This window comes from Citreicella sp. C3M06 (assembly GCF_018860705.1).
Taxonomy (GTDB): Bacteria; Pseudomonadota; Alphaproteobacteria; order Rhodobacterales; family Rhodobacteraceae; genus Salipiger.
Genome location: NZ_JAHKQA010000105.1, coordinates 103057 through 120949 on the forward strand (window position 1 = coordinate 103057; position 17893 = coordinate 120949).

General features: G+C 64.6%; 17 protein-coding genes and 1 pseudogene. 12 read left to right on the top strand and 6 right to left on the bottom strand.

Annotation, left to right across the window (positions count from 1 at the left end):
• Window positions 1–5: 5 nt before the first annotated feature.
• Window positions 6–1193 carry a penicillin-binding protein activator gene (locus KO516_RS23895; RefSeq protein WP_216006296.1) on the bottom strand — a complete coding sequence of 396 codons (1188 nt, stop codon included), beginning with the start codon at window positions 1191–1193 and terminating at the stop codon, window positions 6–8.
• 87 nt (window positions 1194–1280) lie between these two features.
• Here KO516_RS23895 and rsmI point away from each other — a divergent pair, with 87 nt between their 5' ends.
• From rsmI to KO516_RS23915, 4 genes are all read left to right on the top strand, one after another.
• Entirely contained in the window at window positions 1281–2150 is an 870-nt protein-coding gene (gene rsmI, locus KO516_RS23900; protein WP_216006297.1) for a 16S rRNA (cytidine(1402)-2'-O)-methyltransferase, read from the top strand.
• Between the two features lie 29 nt (window positions 2151–2179).
• Window positions 2180–2623, top strand: a complete 444-nt coding sequence (locus KO516_RS23905) for a YraN family protein (RefSeq protein WP_216006298.1) — start codon at window positions 2180–2182, stop codon at window positions 2621–2623.
• A 74-nt stretch (window positions 2624–2697) separates the two neighbouring features.
• Window positions 2698–3633 carry a glutathione synthase gene (gene gshB, locus KO516_RS23910; protein WP_216006299.1) on the top strand — a complete coding sequence of 312 codons (936 nt, stop codon included), beginning with the start codon at window positions 2698–2700 and terminating at the stop codon, window positions 3631–3633.
• The gene (locus KO516_RS23915; protein WP_216006300.1) at window positions 3630–4526 is read left to right on the top strand and encodes an alpha/beta hydrolase fold domain-containing protein; all 897 of its coding nucleotides are present in this window, start codon (window positions 3630–3632) and stop codon (window positions 4524–4526) included. The genes gshB and KO516_RS23915 overlap by 4 nt, the downstream gene beginning before the upstream one ends.
• On the opposite strand, the gene KO516_RS23920 is transcribed toward KO516_RS23915, so the two are convergent.
• Both KO516_RS23920 and KO516_RS23925 read right to left on the bottom strand, forming a co-directional pair.
• The gene (locus KO516_RS23920; protein WP_216006301.1) at window positions 4496–6010 is read right to left on the bottom strand and encodes a YifB family Mg chelatase-like AAA ATPase; all 1515 of its coding nucleotides are present in this window, start codon (window positions 6008–6010) and stop codon (window positions 4496–4498) included. The genes KO516_RS23915 and KO516_RS23920 overlap by 31 nt on opposite strands.
• Window positions 6011–6107: 97 nt before the next feature.
• Entirely contained in the window at window positions 6108–6974 is an 867-nt protein-coding gene (locus tag KO516_RS23925) for a glutathione S-transferase (RefSeq protein ID WP_216006302.1), read from the bottom strand.
• A gap of 271 nt (window positions 6975–7245) precedes the next feature.
• Here KO516_RS23925 and KO516_RS23930 point away from each other — a divergent pair, with 271 nt between their 5' ends.
• The 4 genes from KO516_RS23930 (at window position 7246) to KO516_RS23945 (ending at window position 10507) form a co-directional block, all read left to right on the top strand.
• Window positions 7246–8124, top strand: coding sequence for an RNA polymerase factor sigma-32 (locus tag KO516_RS23930; RefSeq protein ID WP_216006303.1), 879 nt, complete (start codon window positions 7246–7248; stop codon window positions 8122–8124).
• Window positions 8121–8945: a ChaN family lipoprotein gene (locus KO516_RS23935; RefSeq protein ID WP_216006304.1), complete on the top strand. Its 825-nt coding sequence runs from the start codon at window positions 8121–8123 to the stop codon at window positions 8943–8945. Before KO516_RS23930 ends, KO516_RS23935 begins: the two co-directional genes overlap by 4 nt.
• 49 nt (window positions 8946–8994) lie before the next feature.
• Window positions 8995–10194 carry a bifunctional phosphopantothenoylcysteine decarboxylase/phosphopantothenate--cysteine ligase CoaBC gene (gene coaBC / locus KO516_RS23940; RefSeq protein WP_216006305.1) on the top strand — a complete coding sequence of 400 codons (1200 nt, stop codon included), beginning with the start codon at window positions 8995–8997 and terminating at the stop codon, window positions 10192–10194.
• Between the two features lie 121 nt (window positions 10195–10315).
• Window positions 10316–10507, top strand: coding sequence for a hypothetical protein (locus tag KO516_RS23945; protein WP_216006306.1), 192 nt, complete (start codon window positions 10316–10318; stop codon window positions 10505–10507).
• Window positions 10508–10612: 105 nt separating this feature from the next.
• Here KO516_RS23945 and ettA read toward each other — a convergent pair whose 3' ends face one another.
• On the bottom strand, window positions 10613–12268 hold the full coding sequence (ettA, locus tag KO516_RS23950) for an energy-dependent translational throttle protein EttA (protein ID WP_216006307.1): 1656 nt from the start codon (window positions 12266–12268) through the stop codon (window positions 10613–10615).
• A 307-nt stretch (window positions 12269–12575) separates the two neighbouring features.
• Between ettA and KO516_RS23955 the strand changes: the two genes are divergently transcribed.
• Window positions 12576–13214: a nicotinate-nucleotide adenylyltransferase gene (locus KO516_RS23955; protein WP_216006308.1), complete on the top strand. Its 639-nt coding sequence runs from the start codon at window positions 12576–12578 to the stop codon at window positions 13212–13214.
• Between the two features lie 39 nt (window positions 13215–13253).
• Entirely contained in the window at window positions 13254–14747 is a 1494-nt protein-coding gene (dacB, locus tag KO516_RS23960; protein WP_216006309.1) for a D-alanyl-D-alanine carboxypeptidase/D-alanyl-D-alanine-endopeptidase, read from the top strand.
• 16 nt (window positions 14748–14763) lie between these two features.
• Here the strand turns inward: dacB and KO516_RS23965 are convergent, their stop codons facing one another.
• The gene (locus KO516_RS23965) at window positions 14764–15189 is read right to left on the bottom strand and encodes a tellurite resistance TerB family protein (protein ID WP_216006315.1); all 426 of its coding nucleotides are present in this window, start codon (window positions 15187–15189) and stop codon (window positions 14764–14766) included.
• A gap of 135 nt (window positions 15190–15324) precedes the next feature.
• Here KO516_RS23965 and KO516_RS23970 point away from each other — a divergent pair, with 135 nt between their 5' ends.
• A complete protein-coding gene (locus tag KO516_RS23970) occupies window positions 15325–16899 on the top strand; it encodes a lysine--tRNA ligase (RefSeq protein WP_216006310.1) in 1575 nt (524 codons plus the stop codon).
• 225 nt (window positions 16900–17124) lie between these two features.
• Here KO516_RS23970 and KO516_RS23975 read toward each other — a convergent pair.
• A pseudogene (locus KO516_RS23975) lies at window positions 17125–17583 on the bottom strand (integrase core domain-containing protein); the annotation flags it as partial.
• 117 nt (window positions 17584–17700) lie between these two features.
• Here KO516_RS23975 and KO516_RS23980 point away from each other — a divergent pair.
• On the top strand, window positions 17701–17893 hold a 193-nt coding region (locus tag KO516_RS23980), incomplete at its 3' end, for a transposase (RefSeq protein ID WP_216002723.1).

Below are 17893 nucleotides of genomic sequence, written 5' to 3' on the forward strand. Positions count from 1 at the left end.
GGTCGTCAGAAGCCTGCGCCGGAGAAGCTTGCGGGGGCAGGGTCAAGGATCACCATCTGGTTGTTGCGCACGGTTGCGACGGCAAGGCCACGCTGGTTGGTGCCGTCGGGTCTCAGGCGGAATACACCGCCCGTGCCTTGGAAACCAGCGCTTTGCGTCAGTGCGCCCGCGGTCAGAGCATCGCTGCGCCCCTGTTCCAGCAGCGCACCGATGGCGGCAATGCCGTCAAAGGCTAGCCCGGACAGCGGGTGCGGAGCGCTGCCGTAGCGGGCGGCGTAGCGCTGGGTAAAGCTGGTCTGCATCGACTGGTTGGGCAGGGTGAACCACGCCCCCTGTGCGCCGGGCATGCTGAACAGCTCGGGCTTCACATCCCAGCGGGTCAGGCCGATATACTGCACCTCGGACGGCGAGACGCCGTTTTCCGGCATGATCTGAAGCAGCACCGGCATTGCGGCGTTGGTCGCATCGGTGGTGACAAAGACGGAATCGGCGCCGGTATCTGCGACGATGCTGCCCATCGACTGGGCGGTCCCGGTGACGCCCTCAAGGGTCAGCGGATAGGTCTGCGACGCGGCGACACGCACACCGTTGCGCGCGGCGGCCCGTTCGACGGCGATTTTGCCGAACTGCCCCGGCACGTCGTCCGAACTGACAATCGCGACGCTGCTGCGGCCCTGCCGCTTGGCATAAGCCATCAGGCGGTCGGCGGTGTTCTCGAATGTCGGCCCGAGGATGTACAGGTTGCCCCCGGCAATCGACGCGTTGTTCGAGAAGGACAGAACATTGACCCCCTCGTCGGCGACCATCTTGCTGGCCTCGACGGCGACCTCGCCGCGCAGCGGGCCAAGGATGATGCGGGCACCCTCGTCGACGGCGCGCTGCGCCTGTGCGCCCGCAGCGGCCGGAGACCCAGCGGTGTCATAGACCGCAAGCTCGATATTGCTGTCGCCAAGGTCCGCGATGGCAAGCCGCGCGGCGTTTTCAAGATCGCGGGCGATGCTCGCCGCGCCCGGATCGCTCTGCGGAACCAGCAATGCGACGCGCACCGGAGCACCCGGATCGACGCTTGGACCCGAGGCGCTGCCGCCGGTATTTGTCATGACCGGCATGTCGCAGGCGGCGAGCAATGTGGCTGTCGTTGCAAGCGCAGTGATTCGGAGCGCCTTGCGGGCGCGGGTCAAAACGGCGAACATGCTGGAAACTCCCTCGATGGCTGGCGCGGTTACATATCCGCGCGACGTTACCCGGGAAGATAACCCGCAAAGCAGAGGGGTCCAGATATGAATGTCGAAAAGGGCGAATTGACGCCGGGTCTCTATCTTGTCGCGGTGCCGATCGGCAACGCCCGCGACATCACGCTGCGCGCGCTCGATGTGCTGCGCAACGCCGACCTGCTGGCGGCCGAGGATACCCGAAGCCTGCGCAGACTTATGGAAATACACGGTATTCCACTTCGGGATCGGTCTTGCCTGCCCTATCACGATCACAATGGCGACCGGATGCGCCCGAAACTGCTCGCAGCGCTCGCGGCCGGGCAATCCGTCGCCTATGCCTCCGAAGCGGGCACGCCGATGATCTCGGATCCGGGATTTGATCTGGCACGGGCGGCGCGCGCCGAAGGCATAGCGGTGACCACCGCTCCGGGCGTATCGGCGGTGGTCACCGCGCTCACGCTTGCCGGACAGCCGACGGACCGGTTTTTCTTTGCAGGATTCCTGCCAAACAGCGGCGGCGCCCGGCGAAAAGGGCTGGAATCCCTGCGCGACATCGAGGCGACGCTGGTCTTCTACGAATCGCCCAAACGCCTCGGTGCGATGCTGGCGGACGCCGCTGCCAAACTGGGAGCAGAGCGCCCCGCAACGGTTTGCAGGGAGCTGACCAAACGTTTTGAAGAGGCCCGCGAAGGCAGCTTGGCGGAATTGGCGGCCTATTACGACGAACACCCGCCAAAAGGCGAGATCGTGGTCCTGATCGGCAAAGGGAGTTCGGAGAAAATTAGTGAAACTGATATAGACGAGTCCCTGAATGACGCGCTGAAAACGATGTCGGTGCGGGATGCCGCCGATGCCGTCTCCGGGATGCTCGGGCTGAAGCGCCGACCGGTCTATCAACGCGCGATGGCACTGGCAAAGGAACGCGGCGACGGCTGACGCACCCCGCCGATCAAAAGGACCGACGCATGACGACGCAACTGGCTTTCGACTTCACTGCGCCAGACCCCGCCGCTGGGCCGATTCTGCCGCATGAGGGCGGTCGCCGGACCCGGGTTCATCGCGGAACCACCGGATATCACGCAGGTGTGTCGGCGGAACTGCGGGTGGCACAGGATTACGAACGCAGGGGCTATACGGTTCTGCGCAGCCGCTGGCGTGGTCTTGGGGGCGAAATCGATCTGATCATTGCCGATGGGGATGCCGTCATCTTTGTCGAGGTTAAGAAAAGCCGTTCCTTCGACAGGGCGCTGGAGCGGCTGTCACGCCGCCAGATCCTGCGCCTGTTCTCGGCCGCCGAAGAATTTGTTGGCACATTGCCGGGCGGATCCCTCACCGAAATGCGCTTTGACGTTGCCTTGATGGACGAGCGCGGCATGATCCGCATCATGGAAGGCGCACTGATGCTGTAGCCTGCGCCGGGGACGGGCATTGCCTCGCGCCGGGCTCTGCGCCATGTATGGCCAGAGCCAGCTTGGGAGTCCTCATGAAGATCGCTTTCCAGATGGACCCGATTGGTCCCATCGACATCGACGCAGACAGCACGTTTCGACTCGCTGAAGAGGCGCAGGCCCGCGGCCATGCGCTGTTTTACTACACGCCGGATCACCTGTCGTTTCAGGACGGGCGCATCATGGCACGTGGCCAGTCATTGAGCGTTCAGCGTGTCAAGGGCGCGCATGCCACGCTCGGAGAAATGCAGGAGGTCGACCTGTCGGATTTCGACGTGGTCTGGCTGCGTCAGGATCCGCCCTTCGACATGCATTACATCACCACAACGCATCTGCTCGAGCGGCTCGCGCCCGGCACATTGGTGATGAACGACCCATTCTGGGTCCGCAATTCGCCCGAAAAACTGCTGGTTCTGAATTTTCCCGACCTGACGCCGCCGACGGCGATCGCGCGGGATCTCGCGACGATTCGCGCTTTCAAGGAAAAGCACGGCGATATCATTCTCAAGCCGCTTTACGGCAATGGCGGTGCTGGGGTGTTCCGCCTAGATCAGAACGATCGCAACCTCAGCTCGCTCTATGAGCTGTTCACCGGCTTCTCGCGTGAGCCGCTGATCGTGCAGAAATACCTGCCTGCCGTCACCAAAGGCGACAAACGGGTGATCCTTGTCGATGGCGAGCCGGTCGGTGCCATCAACCGTGTGCCCGCCGCTGGCGAGGTGCGCTCGAACATGCATGTCGGCGGGCGCCCTGAAAAGGTTGCGCTGACCGATCGAGACCTCGAAATCTGCGCCAAGATCGGCCCGGTCTTGCGTGAAAAAGGTCAGGTCTTTGTCGGCATCGACGTTATCGGCGACTGGCTGACCGAGATCAACGTGACCTCGCCCACCGGCATTCAGGAGCTCGAGCGGTTCGACGGTGTCAATGTCGCCGAGAAGATCTGGCAGGCGGTCGAAGCCCGGCGCGGATGAGCTTGCGGCTCGCCGCGCTGAACAGCGGACTTCGGCTATTTTCGAAGCCCGCGCTGCGGCGGACCGCCAGTGCCGAACAGGCGGCGCGTGATCTGGAGCGCATCGCGCCCCTGCTGCCTCGGCCTGCATTCCTGCGCCGGATCGAGCGGCCCGGAGGGCTGCACTGGGTTTCCGCCGGGCCCTGCGCAATGCACCGGGTCATCCTGCATTTTCATGGTGGCGGCTTCATCACCGGCAGCCCGGCCACCCACCAGGGCATGATCGCGCGCCTGTCGCAGCTGTCGAGGATCGAGGTCTGCGCCCCTGATTATCCGCTTGCCCAGCGCGCGCCGTTTCCAGCGGCGTTCGATGCGGCCTGCGCCGCCTGGCAGGCGCTTCTGGCGCTTGGGTATCTCCCCGGGCAGATCGTTCTATCGGGCGATTCGGCCGGCGGCGGGCTGGCGCTTGCGCTGTTGTCGCGCTGTTGCATGGACGGGCAGCCACCTGCTGGAGCGGTAGCCTTTTCTCCGTGGACCGATCTTGCGATGACGGGGGAGAGCCTGTCGCGCAACGCCCGCTACGACGCTTTTCTGCCGGTGAGCCGAATGTCTGATCTGGTGGCCTTGATCCTTGGCGGGGCCGATCCGCGTGATCCGCGGATCTCGCCGCTTTACGCCCGCTTCCCCGCCTGCCCGCCAGTGATGATCTTTCATTCGCAGACCGAGATACTGGCCGATGACGCGACGCGTATGGCGGACCGCCTGCACGAGATGGGCGCGCGGGTCGCCCTGCGCAACCATCCCTGCGCGCCGCACGCCTGGCCCGTCTTCGATGGCTGGATTCCCGAGGCGCGACAGACCCTGCGCGAGGCCGCGCAATTCGTTCAGGCTTGTCTCGACGAGATCAACCGGTAGCCCAGCGCCTCGGCAAGATGGGGGCGCTGGATAGCGCCCGAGCCGCCAAGATCGGCGATGGTGCGCGCCACCCGCAAGATGCGATGGTAGCCGCGCGCCGTCAGGCCAAAGCTATCGGCGGCCTTCAGCAACAAGGCGCGGCAGTCTGTGTCGAGCCGGGTGATCTCATCCAGCAGCGCGCCTTCAGCGTCGGCATTGGTGCGCACGCCGGGGTGCGCGGCGAAGCGTTCCGACTGGATGTCGCGCGCCCTAGCGACGCGGGCAGCAACATCGGCGGAGCTGTCGCCCGATGGCGGCAGGTCGAGATCCATAAACGCGACGGGCGGCACTTCGATGCGCAAATCGAAACGATCCATCAACGGGCCGGAGATCCGCGCCATGTAATCGTCGCCACAGCCCGGCGCGCGCGAACAGGCACGACCCGGATCGCTCAGATAGCCGCATTTGCAGGGGTTCGCGGCCGCCACCAGCATGAAGCGGCAGGGATAGGCCAGATGGGCATTGGCACGCGACACCATCACCTGCCCGGTTTCAAGCGGCTGGCGCAGGGTTTCCAGCACGGTGCGCTGGAATTCGGGCAGCTCGTCAAGAAACAGCACGCCATTGTGGGCAAGGCTCGCCTCGCCGGGCTTTGCCCCCCGCCCGCCGCCGATGATCGCCGCCATCGAGGCAGTGTGATGCGGATCGCGATAGGGCCGACTGCGCGAGATGCCGCCTTCGGTCAGCAGCCCGGCGACCGAGTGGATCATCGAAGTTTCAAGCGCTTCCTGCGGGCTGAGCGGCGGCAGAAGCCCCGGCAGCCGCGCCGCAAGCATCGACTTGCCCGATCCGGGCGTGCCGACAAACAGCAGGTGGTGACGCCCCGCCGCCGCGATTTCCAGCGCGCGCTTGGCGCGTTCCTGCCCTTTGACATCGCGCAGATCGCGGGACTGCGCCGCGCGCGACAGCTCGCCCGGCGAGGCGGGCCGGATCGGGGCCTGTCCCGAGAAATGCCGCACCAGATCGCCAAGGCTGCGCGCGCCGATCACGGTGCAGCTGCCGACCCACGCCGCTTCGGGGCCGGACCCGTGCGGGCAGACCAGCACGCGATCCGCCTCGGCCGCGGTCATCGCGGCGGGCAGCGCGCCGGGCACCGGCACCAGCGTGCCATCCAGCGACAGCTCGCCCAGCGCCATCACCCCGCCGACCACATCACGCGGCAGGATATCAAGCGCGGCAAGCAGGCTCAGCGCGATGGGCAGGTCGAAATGCGAGCCTTCCTTGGGCATGTCGGCGGGTGACAGGTTCACGGTGATGCGCTTGGACGGCAGCGCGATGCCCATGGCGGTCAACGCCGAGCGAACCCGCTCGCGCGCTTCGGATACCGCCTTGTCGGGCAGCCCGACGATGGCAAAGGCCGGCACGCCGATGGTCACGGCGCATTGCACCTCGACCGGCAGAGCCTCGACCCCTTCGAATGCCACCGTATAAGATTGTGCGACCATGCCCTTGCTCTCCGCCGTCCTTGGCACCGTGACCGGAGCGTGGTTAGCGAAAGGTTAATTGCCGCATAAAAAGTTAATGCGGAAACAAGGTGTCGCGTCAGAGCAGCGCGGCAAAGGCAGGCCAGGCTGCCGGGTCCGCGACGGTCTTGTCCCGGCAGAAGGCATTGCAGAAGCCAAAGACCCGGCCCCCGGTTTCAAGCAGATGCGTGACCGGCGCGCCCGAATAGGGGCAAAGGTCGTTTTCCGAAGTGCCGGTTTCGATGGCGCGCGCCGGCAGCGGGGCCGGGCCGCGCCAGACACCTTTGGCCCATGGCCGTTCATAGCGCGCCAGATGCTCGCCGCGCGCGATGCCCATTGCCCGCCATCGCCGAAACGCCGGGTCCGCAAGATGGGCGGCGACATAGGCGCGGGCGGTGTCGCCCACGGGCAGCCCATGGCCCGCGATGCGCGCGGCGACGGGGGCGTAGAACGCATCGACAGCGCCGTATCTGCCAAACAGCCAAGGGCCGTCGCCACCATGACGCTTGCGCGCCAACCCCCACAGGGTTTCAATCCGCGCAACATCAGCCAGCACCGCCTCGGAAGGGCGAACATCGCGATAGGCCGCCTGAAGGTTCATCGGGCATTCCGCCCGCAAGGCGCCAAAGCTTGCATGCATCTCGGCGCAGATCGAGCGCGCCATGGCCCTTGCAGCGGGATCCGATGGCCAATGGCCCGCCAAAGGGTGCCGCGTCGCCAGTTCTTCGGCGATGGCAAGGCTGTCCCAGATCACCGCCCCATCTTCGGTTTGCAGGCAGGGTACGGTGCGGCCCGGCGCGATCTGCGGCAACTGCTCTGCCACCGCGCCATCGTCAAAGCTGATGCGGGTGATGACAAACGGCAGATCGAAGCGCTCCATCAGCAGCCAGCCGCGCATGGACCAGCTGGAATAGGTGTAGTCTCCGAGAAACAGGCGATCGGGCATGGACAACTCCGCAAGGCGATTTACCTTATGATTGCTGACACATCGCAGGACCCTGACAAAGCGCATTTCCGTGCCGCCATGGATCACGGATGCTGATGGATCAGCCGGCAAAATCACGCCGGGCGCCGCCCCCGTCCCCGCGATTTTCCGCAAACGCGGAAAAAATTTAGCGCCGGGGCGAAACTTGTCGCAGGTTTGGTGCGTTCATGGTCGTACAACCACGCACGCGAGACGGGCAAACCCCGTCCGGCATCCGACGGGGGATATGCGCATGACACCTGTGACCTTCAACGATCAGACATTGTCGCGACGCGCCATGAAAGCCGAGCTTCTTGACGCCGAAACCGAGCTGAAACTTGCCTATGCCTGGCGCGACCAGCGCGACGAGGCCGCCCTGCACCGGCTGATAACTGCCTATATGCGTCTAGCTATTTCAATGGCTTCAAAGTTCAAGCGCTACGGCGCTCCGATGGGCGATCTCATTCAGGAAGCCGGTCTTGGCCTGATGAAGGCCGCCGACAAGTTCGACCCTGATCGCGGCGTCCGCTTTTCGACCTATGCGGTGTGGTGGATCAAGGCGAGCATTCAGGATTACGTGATGCGCAACTGGTCGATGGTGCGCACCGGCTCGACCTCGTCGCAAAAGTCGCTGTTCTTCAACATGCGCCGGGTGCAGGCGCGTCTGGAGCGCGAAGCGCAGGCCGAAGGTCGCACACTGGAGCGCCACATGCTGCACGCCGCCATCGCAACGGAAATCGGCGTGCCGCTGCATGATGTCGAAATGATGGACGGGCGGCTTTCCGGCTCTGATTTCTCGCTCAACGCCACCCAGTCCAGCGACGAGGACGGGCGCGAATGGATCGACACGTTGGAAGACGATGGCGAGCAAGGCTCGGAGCAGGTCGAATTCGATCTCGACAACGCCCAGCTGCGCGAATGGCTGGTCGTGGCGATGTCCTCGCTGAACGAACGCGAGCGCTTTATCGTGCGAGAGCGCAAGCTGCGCGACGAAAGCCGGACGCTGGAAAGCCTCGGGCAGGAACTTGGGCTGTCGAAAGAGCGGGTGCGCCAGCTTGAGGCCGCGGCCTTTGGCAAGATGCGCAAGTCGCTTGAAGCGCAGAGCCGTGAGGTGCAACACTTCCTCGCATGATGCGTATCCTTCTGACCCTCTGCGCGGGCCTTGCCGCTTCTACCGCGTTTGCGGATGATGGCGATCTCTATGCTGCCGAGGTGGTGTTCCTTGGCGAAGCACATGACAATCCCGGCCACCACGCCCGGCAAGCCGCGCTGGTGGCCGAGCTTGATCCAACGGCGCTGGTCTTCGAGATGCTGAGCCGCGAGCAGGCGACGCAGGTCCGCGCCGAGGATCGCACGGATCAGGCGCGGCTCGAGGCGCTGTTGGGCTGGGAAGCCAGCGGCTGGCCGGATTTCGCGATGTACTACCCGATCTTCGAGGCCGCCCCAGAGGCGGCGATCTATGGCGCGGCGCTGCCACGGGACGAGGCGCGCGAGGCACGTGACGCGCCTCTGGCAGGCGTTTTCGGCCCCTCCGCCGGCTTCTACGGTCTTGACGAGGATCTGCCGCCGCAGATGCAGGCCATGCGCGAAGACTTGCAGATGGCGGCGCATTGCAACAGCCTGCCGCCGGAGCTGCTGCCGATGATGGTGGATATCCAGCGCCTGCGCGATGCGCGGCTGGCGGAAACCGCGCTTGAGGCTTATGCGATTCACGGTGGCCCGGTGGTGGTCATCACCGGCAATGGCCACGCCCGCACCGATTGGGGCGCACCGATGCTGGCGCGCATGGCCGCGCCCGAGGTCAAGGTCGCCGCGCTGGGACAGGGTGAGGACGGCGCCGCCCCCGATGGCACCTTCGATCTGCTCGAAGACAGCCCTAGCGTGGCGCGCAAAGACCCCTGCGCGGATTTTGTCGCCCCCGAGCCCCCTGCCCCCGCCGCAGCAGCCGATTGAGTTTTCCCGCAGCGGCGCGTACCCCTTGGGCAACCAATGGGAGAACGTGATGCTGGGCGGAAAACGGATCCTTCTGATCATCGGCGGCGGCATCGCGGCCTACAAGACGCTTGAGCTGATCCGTCGCCTGCGCGAGCGCGGCGCGGCGGTGACGCCGGTGATGACGGCGGCGGCGTCGCAATTCGTCACGCCGATGTCGGTCAGCGCGCTGGCGGGCGAGGCGGTGCACCGCGAGCTGTTCGACCTGACCTCCGAGGCCGAGATGGGCCATATCCAGCTGTCCCGCGTGGCGGATCTTGTGCTGGTCTGCCCGGCAACGGCGGATCTCATGGCGAAGATGGCGCAGGGGCTGGCCGGAGACCTTGCCTCGACCCTGCTTCTGGCGACCGATACGCCGGTGATGGTCGTGCCCGCGATGAATGTGCGGATGTGGGACCACCCCGCCACCCAGCGCAATCTTGCGACCCTGCGCGGCGATGGCGTCACGGTTCTGGGGCCGGACTCGGGCGATATGGCCTGCGGCGAATACGGGCCGGGGCGGCTGGTCGAGGTGCCGCAGATCCTTGCGGCGCTCGAAACAGCACTTTCCGATGGCCCGCTGAAAGGGCGGCGCGTGCTGGTGACATCCGGCCCGACGCATGAGCCGATCGACCCGGTGCGCTATATCGCCAACCGCTCGTCTGGTGCGCAGGGCACGGCGATTGCCGCGGCGCTGCGCGATCTGGGCGCCGAGGTGGTGTTTATCACCGGCCCCGCCGAGGTCGCCCGGCCCAGCGGCGTCGAGGTGATCGAGGTGCAAAGCGCCATAGAGATGCGCGCCGCCGTGATGGGGGCGCTGCCGGTCGATGCCGGGGTCTTTGCCGCCGCCGTGGCGGATTGGCGGGTCGAGAATGCGGGCGGGTCCAAGATCAAGAAGATCGCCGGGCAGATGCCAACGCTTTGCTTTACCGAAAACCCCGACATCCTTGCCGAAGTGTCGAACCTGCCCGAGGGCCGCCCAGAACTGGTGGTCGGCTTTGCCGCCGAGACCGATGACGTGGTGGCCCATGCCACCGACAAGCGGCTGCGCAAGGGCTGTGACTGGATCGTCGCCAATGATGTCAGCCCGGCGACCGGCATCATGGGCGGACCCGAAAACGCCATCGTGCTGATCTCGGACAGCGGGGCCGAAACTTGGCCGCGCATGGGCAAGAGCGACGTCGCCCGCCAATTGGCAGAGCGCATCGCGGCAAGGCTGGGCGCGCAATGACGGCATCGCGTTTCTGGGCGGACTGTTGCGCATGTTGGGGGCGCGCCTGCTCCACGTGGAACATCCTGTACGTCCCGGCGGTTCTTACTGCACCAGATCACTGATGGCACAGGAGGACACGATGTCGATCAAACGTATCGCGAAACAGGCCCTGTCGGCCTACGCCCGCAGCAAGACCCAAGCCAGCCACACCGGCCCTAACGGCAGCCCGGTCCGCAACCGCCCGATCCGCACCAGCAAGGTCAAGCGTGGCCGGAGCATGGAGGGACAGCTTCTCTCGAAGGTCGCGCGGTCGCTGCGCAAGGCCTTCTGAGCACCGCCCAAGCGCCCTGATATGACAAAAGCCCCGACCGTTGGTCGGGGCTTCCTTTGTTCGTAGCTTCGGACAAGCGGCGCAGACCGCCTTGTCAGCACCAGCTCAGCGGGTGAACTTCTTGAACTTGACCCGCTTGGGCTCAACCGCATCGGGGCCGAGGCGACGCTTCTTGTCTTCCTCGTAATCCTCGAAGTTGCCCTCGAACCACTCCACATGCGCATCGCCTTCGAAGGCAAGGATATGCGTGCAGATCCGGTCAAGGAAGAAACGGTCGTGCGAGATCACCACGGCGCAGCCGGCGAAATCGACCAGCGCGTCTTCGAGCGCCCGCAGGGTTTCCACGTCAAGGTCGTTGGTCGGTTCGTCGAGCAGCAACACGTTGCCGCCTTCCTTGAGCAGCCGCGCCATATGGACCCGGTTACGCTCACCGCCCGAAAGCAGGCCGACCTTTTTCTGCTGGTCGGTGCCCTTGAAGTTGAAGGCACCGCAATAGGCGCGGCTGTTGATCTCGGCATCGCCGAGCTTGATCACTTCGGCGCCGCCGGAAATCGCTTCCCAGACGTTGGCGTCCGGTTCCAGATCGTCGCGCGACTGGTCGACATAGCTCAGCTGCACGGTGTTGCCGACCTCGATCGTGCCCTCGTCGGGCTGTTCATGGCCGGTGATCATCTTGAACAGCGTCGATTTACCGGCACCGTTCGGGCCGATCACACCAACGATGCCGCCGGGCGGCAGGCTGAAGGACAGGTTCTCGATCAGCAGCTTGTCGCCCATCGCCTTGCGGACGTTCTCGAGCTCGAGCACCTTGGAGCCAAGCCGCTCGCCATTCGGAATGACGATCTGCGCCTTGCCGACGCGTTCGCGCACCGATTGATCGGCCAGCTTTTCATAGGACTGGATCCGCGCCTTGGATTTGGCCTGACGCGCCTTGGCGCCCTGCCGCATCCATTCCAGTTCGCGTTCCAGCGTCTTTTGCTTGGCCTTGTCCTCGCGCGCTTCCTGCAGCAGGCGCTTGGCTTTCTGTTCGACCCAGCTGGAATAGTTGCCCTCGTAGGGGATGCCCCGACCACGGTCGAGTTCCAGAATCCAGCCGGTGATCGCATCAAGGAAGTAGCGGTCGTGGGTGACGATCAGGATCGTGCCCTTGTATTCGACAAGGTGATTCTGAAGCCAGGCGATGGTTTCAGCGTCAAGGTGGTTGGTCGGTTCGTCGAGCAGCAGCATATCGGGCGCTTCGAGCAGCAGCTTGCACAGCGCAACGCGGCGGCGTTCACCGCCCGACAGGGTGGTCACATCGGCATCGTCCGCCGGGCAGCGCAGGGCCTCCATCGCGATGTCGATCTGGTTGTCGAGCTCCCACAGGTTCTCGGCGTCGATCTGATCCTGCAGCGCCGCCATCTCGTCGGCGGTCTCTTCGCTGTAGTTCATCGCCAGCTCGTTGTACTTGTCGAGCTTGGCCTGCTTGGCGGCAACGCCCAGCATGACGTTCTGACGGACGTTGAGCTCGGGCTCAAGATGCGGCTCCTGCGGCAGATAGCCAACCTTGGCGCCCTCGGCCGCCCAGGCTTCGCCGCTGAAATCCTTGTCGGTGCCCGCCATGATTCGCATCAGCGTCGACTTGCCCGAGCCGTTGACGCCGACAACCCCGATCTTGACTCCGGGCAGGAAGCTGAGCTTGATGTTTTCAAAGCACTTCTTGCCGCCGGGATAGGTTTTGGACACTCCATCCATGTGGTAGACGTACTGATAGCTGGCCATGCGGTCCTCCGGTGACTGGTTGCGGCCTGTATCGCACCGCTGCGCACGGATGCAAAGGCCCGGCGCGGGCAGTTTATGCGTGTCTCACAAGCGAATTTCAGAGTTTTGAGGCTCATCCGCACCGGAAACGGCGACGGCGCGCCGGATGGCGCCCATGCCGGGGTGCAGAATGACCCTCTCCGCAGGTGTTTGGCCACGCGATGCGGTGCCCTCTTGCCACGCCAGCCGGGGAACCCGCTCATTTCATGTTGAAGTTGACCCGCGATCCAGTGTCTGTTCATCCGATCCTGTCACGACACGAGTCAAGATGACCTGGGACGCTTACGAAACCGGCTTCGCGCTCGCGCCCGGACAGAAAGTCGGAGTGTTCGGTGGATCGTTCGATCCGCCGCACGCCGGTCATGTCCACATCACGCTGGAGGCGCTGCGCCGTTTCCGGCTCGATCGCGTGTTGTGGCTGGTCAGCCCGGGCAACCCGCTCAAGCCGCATGGGCCGGCGCCGCTGGCACAGCGGCTGGCGGCATCGCGGGCGATCATGCAGCACCCCAAGGTCATCGTCAGCGATTTCGAGGCGATCGCGGGCACGCGCTATACCGCAAGCACCCTGCGGGCGCTGCAAAAGGCCTATCGCCGGGCGCATTTCGTCTGGCTGATGGGGGCCGACAATCTGGCGCAGTTTCACCGCTGGGAAGACTGGCGCGGCATCATGGACAGCACACCGGTCGGGGTGCTGGCGCGGCCCGGCAGCCGCCTTGCCGGGCGTGGCTCTGTCGCGGCGACGGTCTATGGCTCGGCCCGCCTGCCCGCTCGTTCTGCCCCGCTGCTTGCGATGCATCGCGCGCCCGCGTGGTGCTTTGTCGATGTGCCGATGATCGATCTCAGCTCGACCGAACTGCGCCGGGGCCGCGCAGATAACGGTGAAAGTGATCCCGATGCATTGGCCTGACGCTTGCCCGCGAGCGCGGCGCTTTGCTAGATCGACATCATGACGCATCAGCTTTCACGCCGCCATTTCCTTGCCGCGCTTGGCGCCTCTGGCCTCGGCGCCGCAACGCCCGCGCTGGCCGGGGCGCCAACCGCATCGCTGCGGCCCGTCGCACGGGGCGAAGATCTGCGCTTGCGCAGCATCGCCAGCGCCGAAGAGCTGATCGCGGCGGCAAAGCTGAGCGGCGCTGTCGGTTTCACTGTGCTCGACGCCGCCACCGGCACGGTGATCGACAGCCACGCCGCCACGCTTGGCCTGCCCCCCGCCAGCGTGGCGAAGGCGATCACCGCGTCCTACGCCTTGGCGACGCTGGGGCCGGACCACCGCTTCAACACCGACCTGCTCGCCACCGGCGACGTGGTCGAAGGCGTGCTCAAGGGCGATCTGATCCTGCTGGGCGGCGGCGATCCGACGCTGGACACCGACGGCATGGCCGAGCTTGTGCTGATACTCAAGGCCGCGGGCGTTGCGCGGGTCGAGGGGCGCTTCCTCGTCTGCGGTGGCACGCTGCCCTACACCCCGACCATTGATCCCGGCCAGCCCGAACATGTCGGCTACAGCCCCGCGGTGTCGGGTCTTGCGCTGAATTACAACCGCGTGCATTTCGAATGGCACAAGGGCGGCAACGGCTATCAAGTCAGCATGGATGCGCCCTCGCCGACGCTGCGCCCGGCGGTTCGGATGGCAAGCATGGGCGTGATCACCCGCGACGTGCCGCTCTATACCTATCATGACGGCGGCGCCCGCGACGAATGGACGGTGGCGCGCGGCGCGCTGGGGAACAGCGGCGCGCGCTGGCTGCCGGTGCGCAAGCCCGACCGCTATGCCGGCGAGGTCTTTCAGGTGCTGGCCGGCGGCAAGGGCGTCAGCGTGCCCGCCCCCGAAATGGTCGCGACCTGCCCGCCGGGCACGCTGCTGGCGCGCAAGCAAAGCGCGCCGCTGGCGGATGTGCTTCGCGACATGCTGAAATGGTCGACCAACCTGACCGCCGAGATGGTCGGCCTTGCCGCCACCCGTGCCAGGCTGGGCGAGGCGCAATCGATGCGCCATTCGGCCGCGGAAATGAGCGCTTGGGCCCGCAGCGAATTTGGCCTCGAGCAGGTGGCGCTGGTGGATCATTCCGGCCTTGGCGAAGACAGCCGCATCACCTCGCAAGACATGGCGAAACTGCTGCTGCGCCAGCAGGTCGGACTGAAGGCGCTGCTGAAGCCGGTCCCGCTGCGCGACAGCACAAGCAAGGTCTTCAAGGATGCATCGCAAGCGGTTCACGCCAAGACCGGGACGCTGAACTTTGTCAGCGGCCTTGCCGGCTACGTCGATCTGGACGGCGGAGAAGAGCTGGTGTTTGCCTTCTTCAGCGGCGATCTCGACCGCCGCGCCAAGCTGAGCAAGGCGCAGCGCGAGCGCCCCGAAGGTGGCAAGGCATGGAACACCCGCGCCAAGATGCTTCAGCAGGCGCTGATCGAACGCTGGGCGGTGCTGGCCGAGGCATAACCCCCGACCGGCATTCTTAGGCCGGCAGATGGCGTGCCCGCGCGCCGCGCTCAATGGCGGCGGCGTGCAGGCGATCAATGTCCAGCTCGTAGCGAATTTCCTCGAGCAGGCGCAGTTCCTCGTCTCCCAGCGCGCCATCGGCGGCGGCCACGTCGCAGGCCAGCGCATAGGCGGTTTCAAACAGCCGCTCGGGCAGGTTGTCGCGGATCAGGCCAAACAGCGCGTCCAGCCCTTCCTCTTGCTCGAACAGCGAAAACACCAGATCGGTCATCGCGCGAATGCGGTCGGTGTCGTAATCGGCAAAGATCGGCAGCATGTTGACCGAGGTCTCGATCTTGACCAGTTCGGCGGTGCGCACGTTCTGATCCGATGCCGAAATGGCGATCATCAACGCCACCAGACAATCTTGCGGAGTCAACGGATGGGTGACGGCGTCCTGCATATCTGCGCTTTCTTGCTGCTGTGTCATCAGGCAATTTATTGACCCGACCTCGCGTCTGCAATAGGACGCGGCTTTGTGCCCTCGCACTGCGCGGAGGCACGCCTTGTCTTGACCCACGTGAATGGAGAGTTTCGGATGCCCGATCTGCGCGATGCCGCCATGAGTTCGAAGGCCTGGCCCTTTGAAGAGGCCCGCCGCATCCTGAAACGCTACGAGAAAAAGCCGCCCGAAAAGGGATATGTGCTGTTCGAAACCGGCTACGGGCCGTCTGGCCTGCCGCATATCGGCACCTTTGGCGAGGTGGCGCGCACCACGATGATCCGCCGTGCTTTCGAGCTGATTTCCGACATTCCGACCCGGCTGATCTGCTTTTCCGATGACATGGACGGCATGCGCAAAGTGCCGGAAAACGTGCCGAACCAAGCGCTCTTGCAGGCCAACCTGCAACGCCCGCTGACCGTGGTGCCCGACCCGTTCGAGCAATATGAAAGCTTCGGTCATCATAACAACGCGATGCTGCGCCGGTTCCTGGACACCTTCGGGTTTCAGTACGATTTCTACTCGGCGAGCGAATTCTACGCCTCGGGCCAGTTCGACGAAATCCTGCTGCGCTGCGCGGAGAAATACGATGAGCTGATGGCGATCATGCTCAAATCGCTGCGCGACGAGCGGGCGGCGACTTATTCGATCTTTCTGCCGATCCACCCGGAAACCGGCCGGGTGCTGTATGTTCCGATCAAGCATGTTGATGCCGCCAACGGCACCATCACATTCGATGACGACGACGGCGTAGAATACACGCTCCCGGTTACGGGCGGCAAGGTCAAGCTGCAGTGGAAGCCCGATTTCGGCGCCCGCTGGGCTGCGCTTGGCGTCGATTTCGAGATGTACGGCAAGGACCACAGCACCAACACGCCGATCTATGACGGCATCTGCCGGGCCCTTGGCGTGCGCGCGCCCGAGCATTTCACCTATGAGCTGTTCCTTGATGACTCCGGCCAGAAGATCAGCAAATCCAAGGGCAACGGCCTGTCGATCGACGAATGGCTGACCTATGCCGCGTCGGAATCGCTGTCGTATTTCATGTATCAGAAGCCCAAGACCGCCAAGCGGCTGTGGTGGGATGTGATCCCCAAGGCGGTGGACGAATACCACCAGCAACTGCGCGCCTATCCCGACCAGACGCCCGAGCAGAAGCTGAACAACCCGGTCTGGCACATCCACGGCGGCAATGTGCCGGAATCGAAAATGCTGGTGCCGTTTTCCATGTTGCTCAACCTCGCCTCGGCCGCCGGGGCCGAAGACAAGGACGCGATGTGGGGCTTCATCAAGCGCTACGCCCCCGATGCATCGCCCAAGGACAACCCCGACATGGATGCCGCCGCCGGCTACGCGGTGCGCTACTACAATGATTTCGTGAAGCCGACCAAGAAGTTCCGCGCCCCCACCGAACAGGAAAAGGTGGCGATGCAGGATCTGGCGACGCGTCTGCGCGCCCATGACGGCGCGGCGGATGACGATGCGTTGCAGACCATCGTCTTTGCCGTCGGCAAGGACCATGGGTTCGAGAACCTGCGTGAGTGGTTCAAGGCGCTCTACGAGGTGTTGCTCGGGCAAAGCCAGGGGCCGCGGTTCGGCGGGTTCATCGCGCTCTACGGGGTCGACGAAACGGTGACGCTGATCGAAAACGGCATCAACGGCACGCTCTAGCCGTTGCCACGTGGCGGGCCATCTTGCTCTTGCAGGAGGGGAACCCGCATAAAACATCTGATCTACGCGACACAGGCCGCGCTGGCATTGGCCGGGGCGGCCGTTCCATTGGCGGCGCAGGACCGCAGCGCCATTCCCGGCCTAGTGCGCGAACAACTCCGCGCGTTTCGCGCGGGCGATCTGGCGGGCGCAAAGGGCATGACCTGCCCCCTGCTGGTCCCTTGTTCATAATGAGAGTCTGGAGGTTGGGTTTGGGTATTCTGGTTCCCTGTCTGGCGCAAGCGCGCCGGGCGCGGAGCTCTCAAATTTCTCAAGCGCTCGGCGCGCTTGCTGCGGCGTCTGGTTGGCCAGTGACGAGTGCGGCCTGACCGTATTGTAGTCGTAGCGCCATTGGCCCGATTGGCGCGAGATGGGGGCCAGGCTGTCGAATATCTCCTCGTTCAGCAACTCGTCCCGCAGGCTGCCGTTGAAGCTTTCGATGAAAGCGTTTTGCTGCGGCTTACCCGGATCAATGTAGTGCCACGGCACCTCGTTCTCGTCGGCCCATTTCAGGATGGCACGACTGGTGAACTCGCTCCCGTTATCGCTGACAATGCAGCCGGGCTTGCCGTAGACCCGGATCAAGGCGCAGAGCTCCCGGGCAACCCGTGTGCCGGAGAGGCTCGTCTCCGCGACAAGACCTAGGTGTTTGATCCCGCGGTTTGATGGTGTGATCCTTTCTCAGGCCTGGAAGGAAGCATTATGGGACAATGAACCGCTCCGGGTTTTCCGGAGGCTGCAAGTTGAGAAAGGATTGGAGCCATGGAAAAGGACAACAGAGCGAACCGCTACTCACCTGAGACACGCGCGAGGGCCGTGCGGATGGTGCTCGACAATCAAGGCCGCTACGAGAGCCCGTCGGCGGCGATCAAGGCGATTGCACCGAAAATCGGCTGTGGCCGTGACACGTTACGGCGTTGGGTTCAGCAGGAAGAGACCGACACGGGCCAGAGAG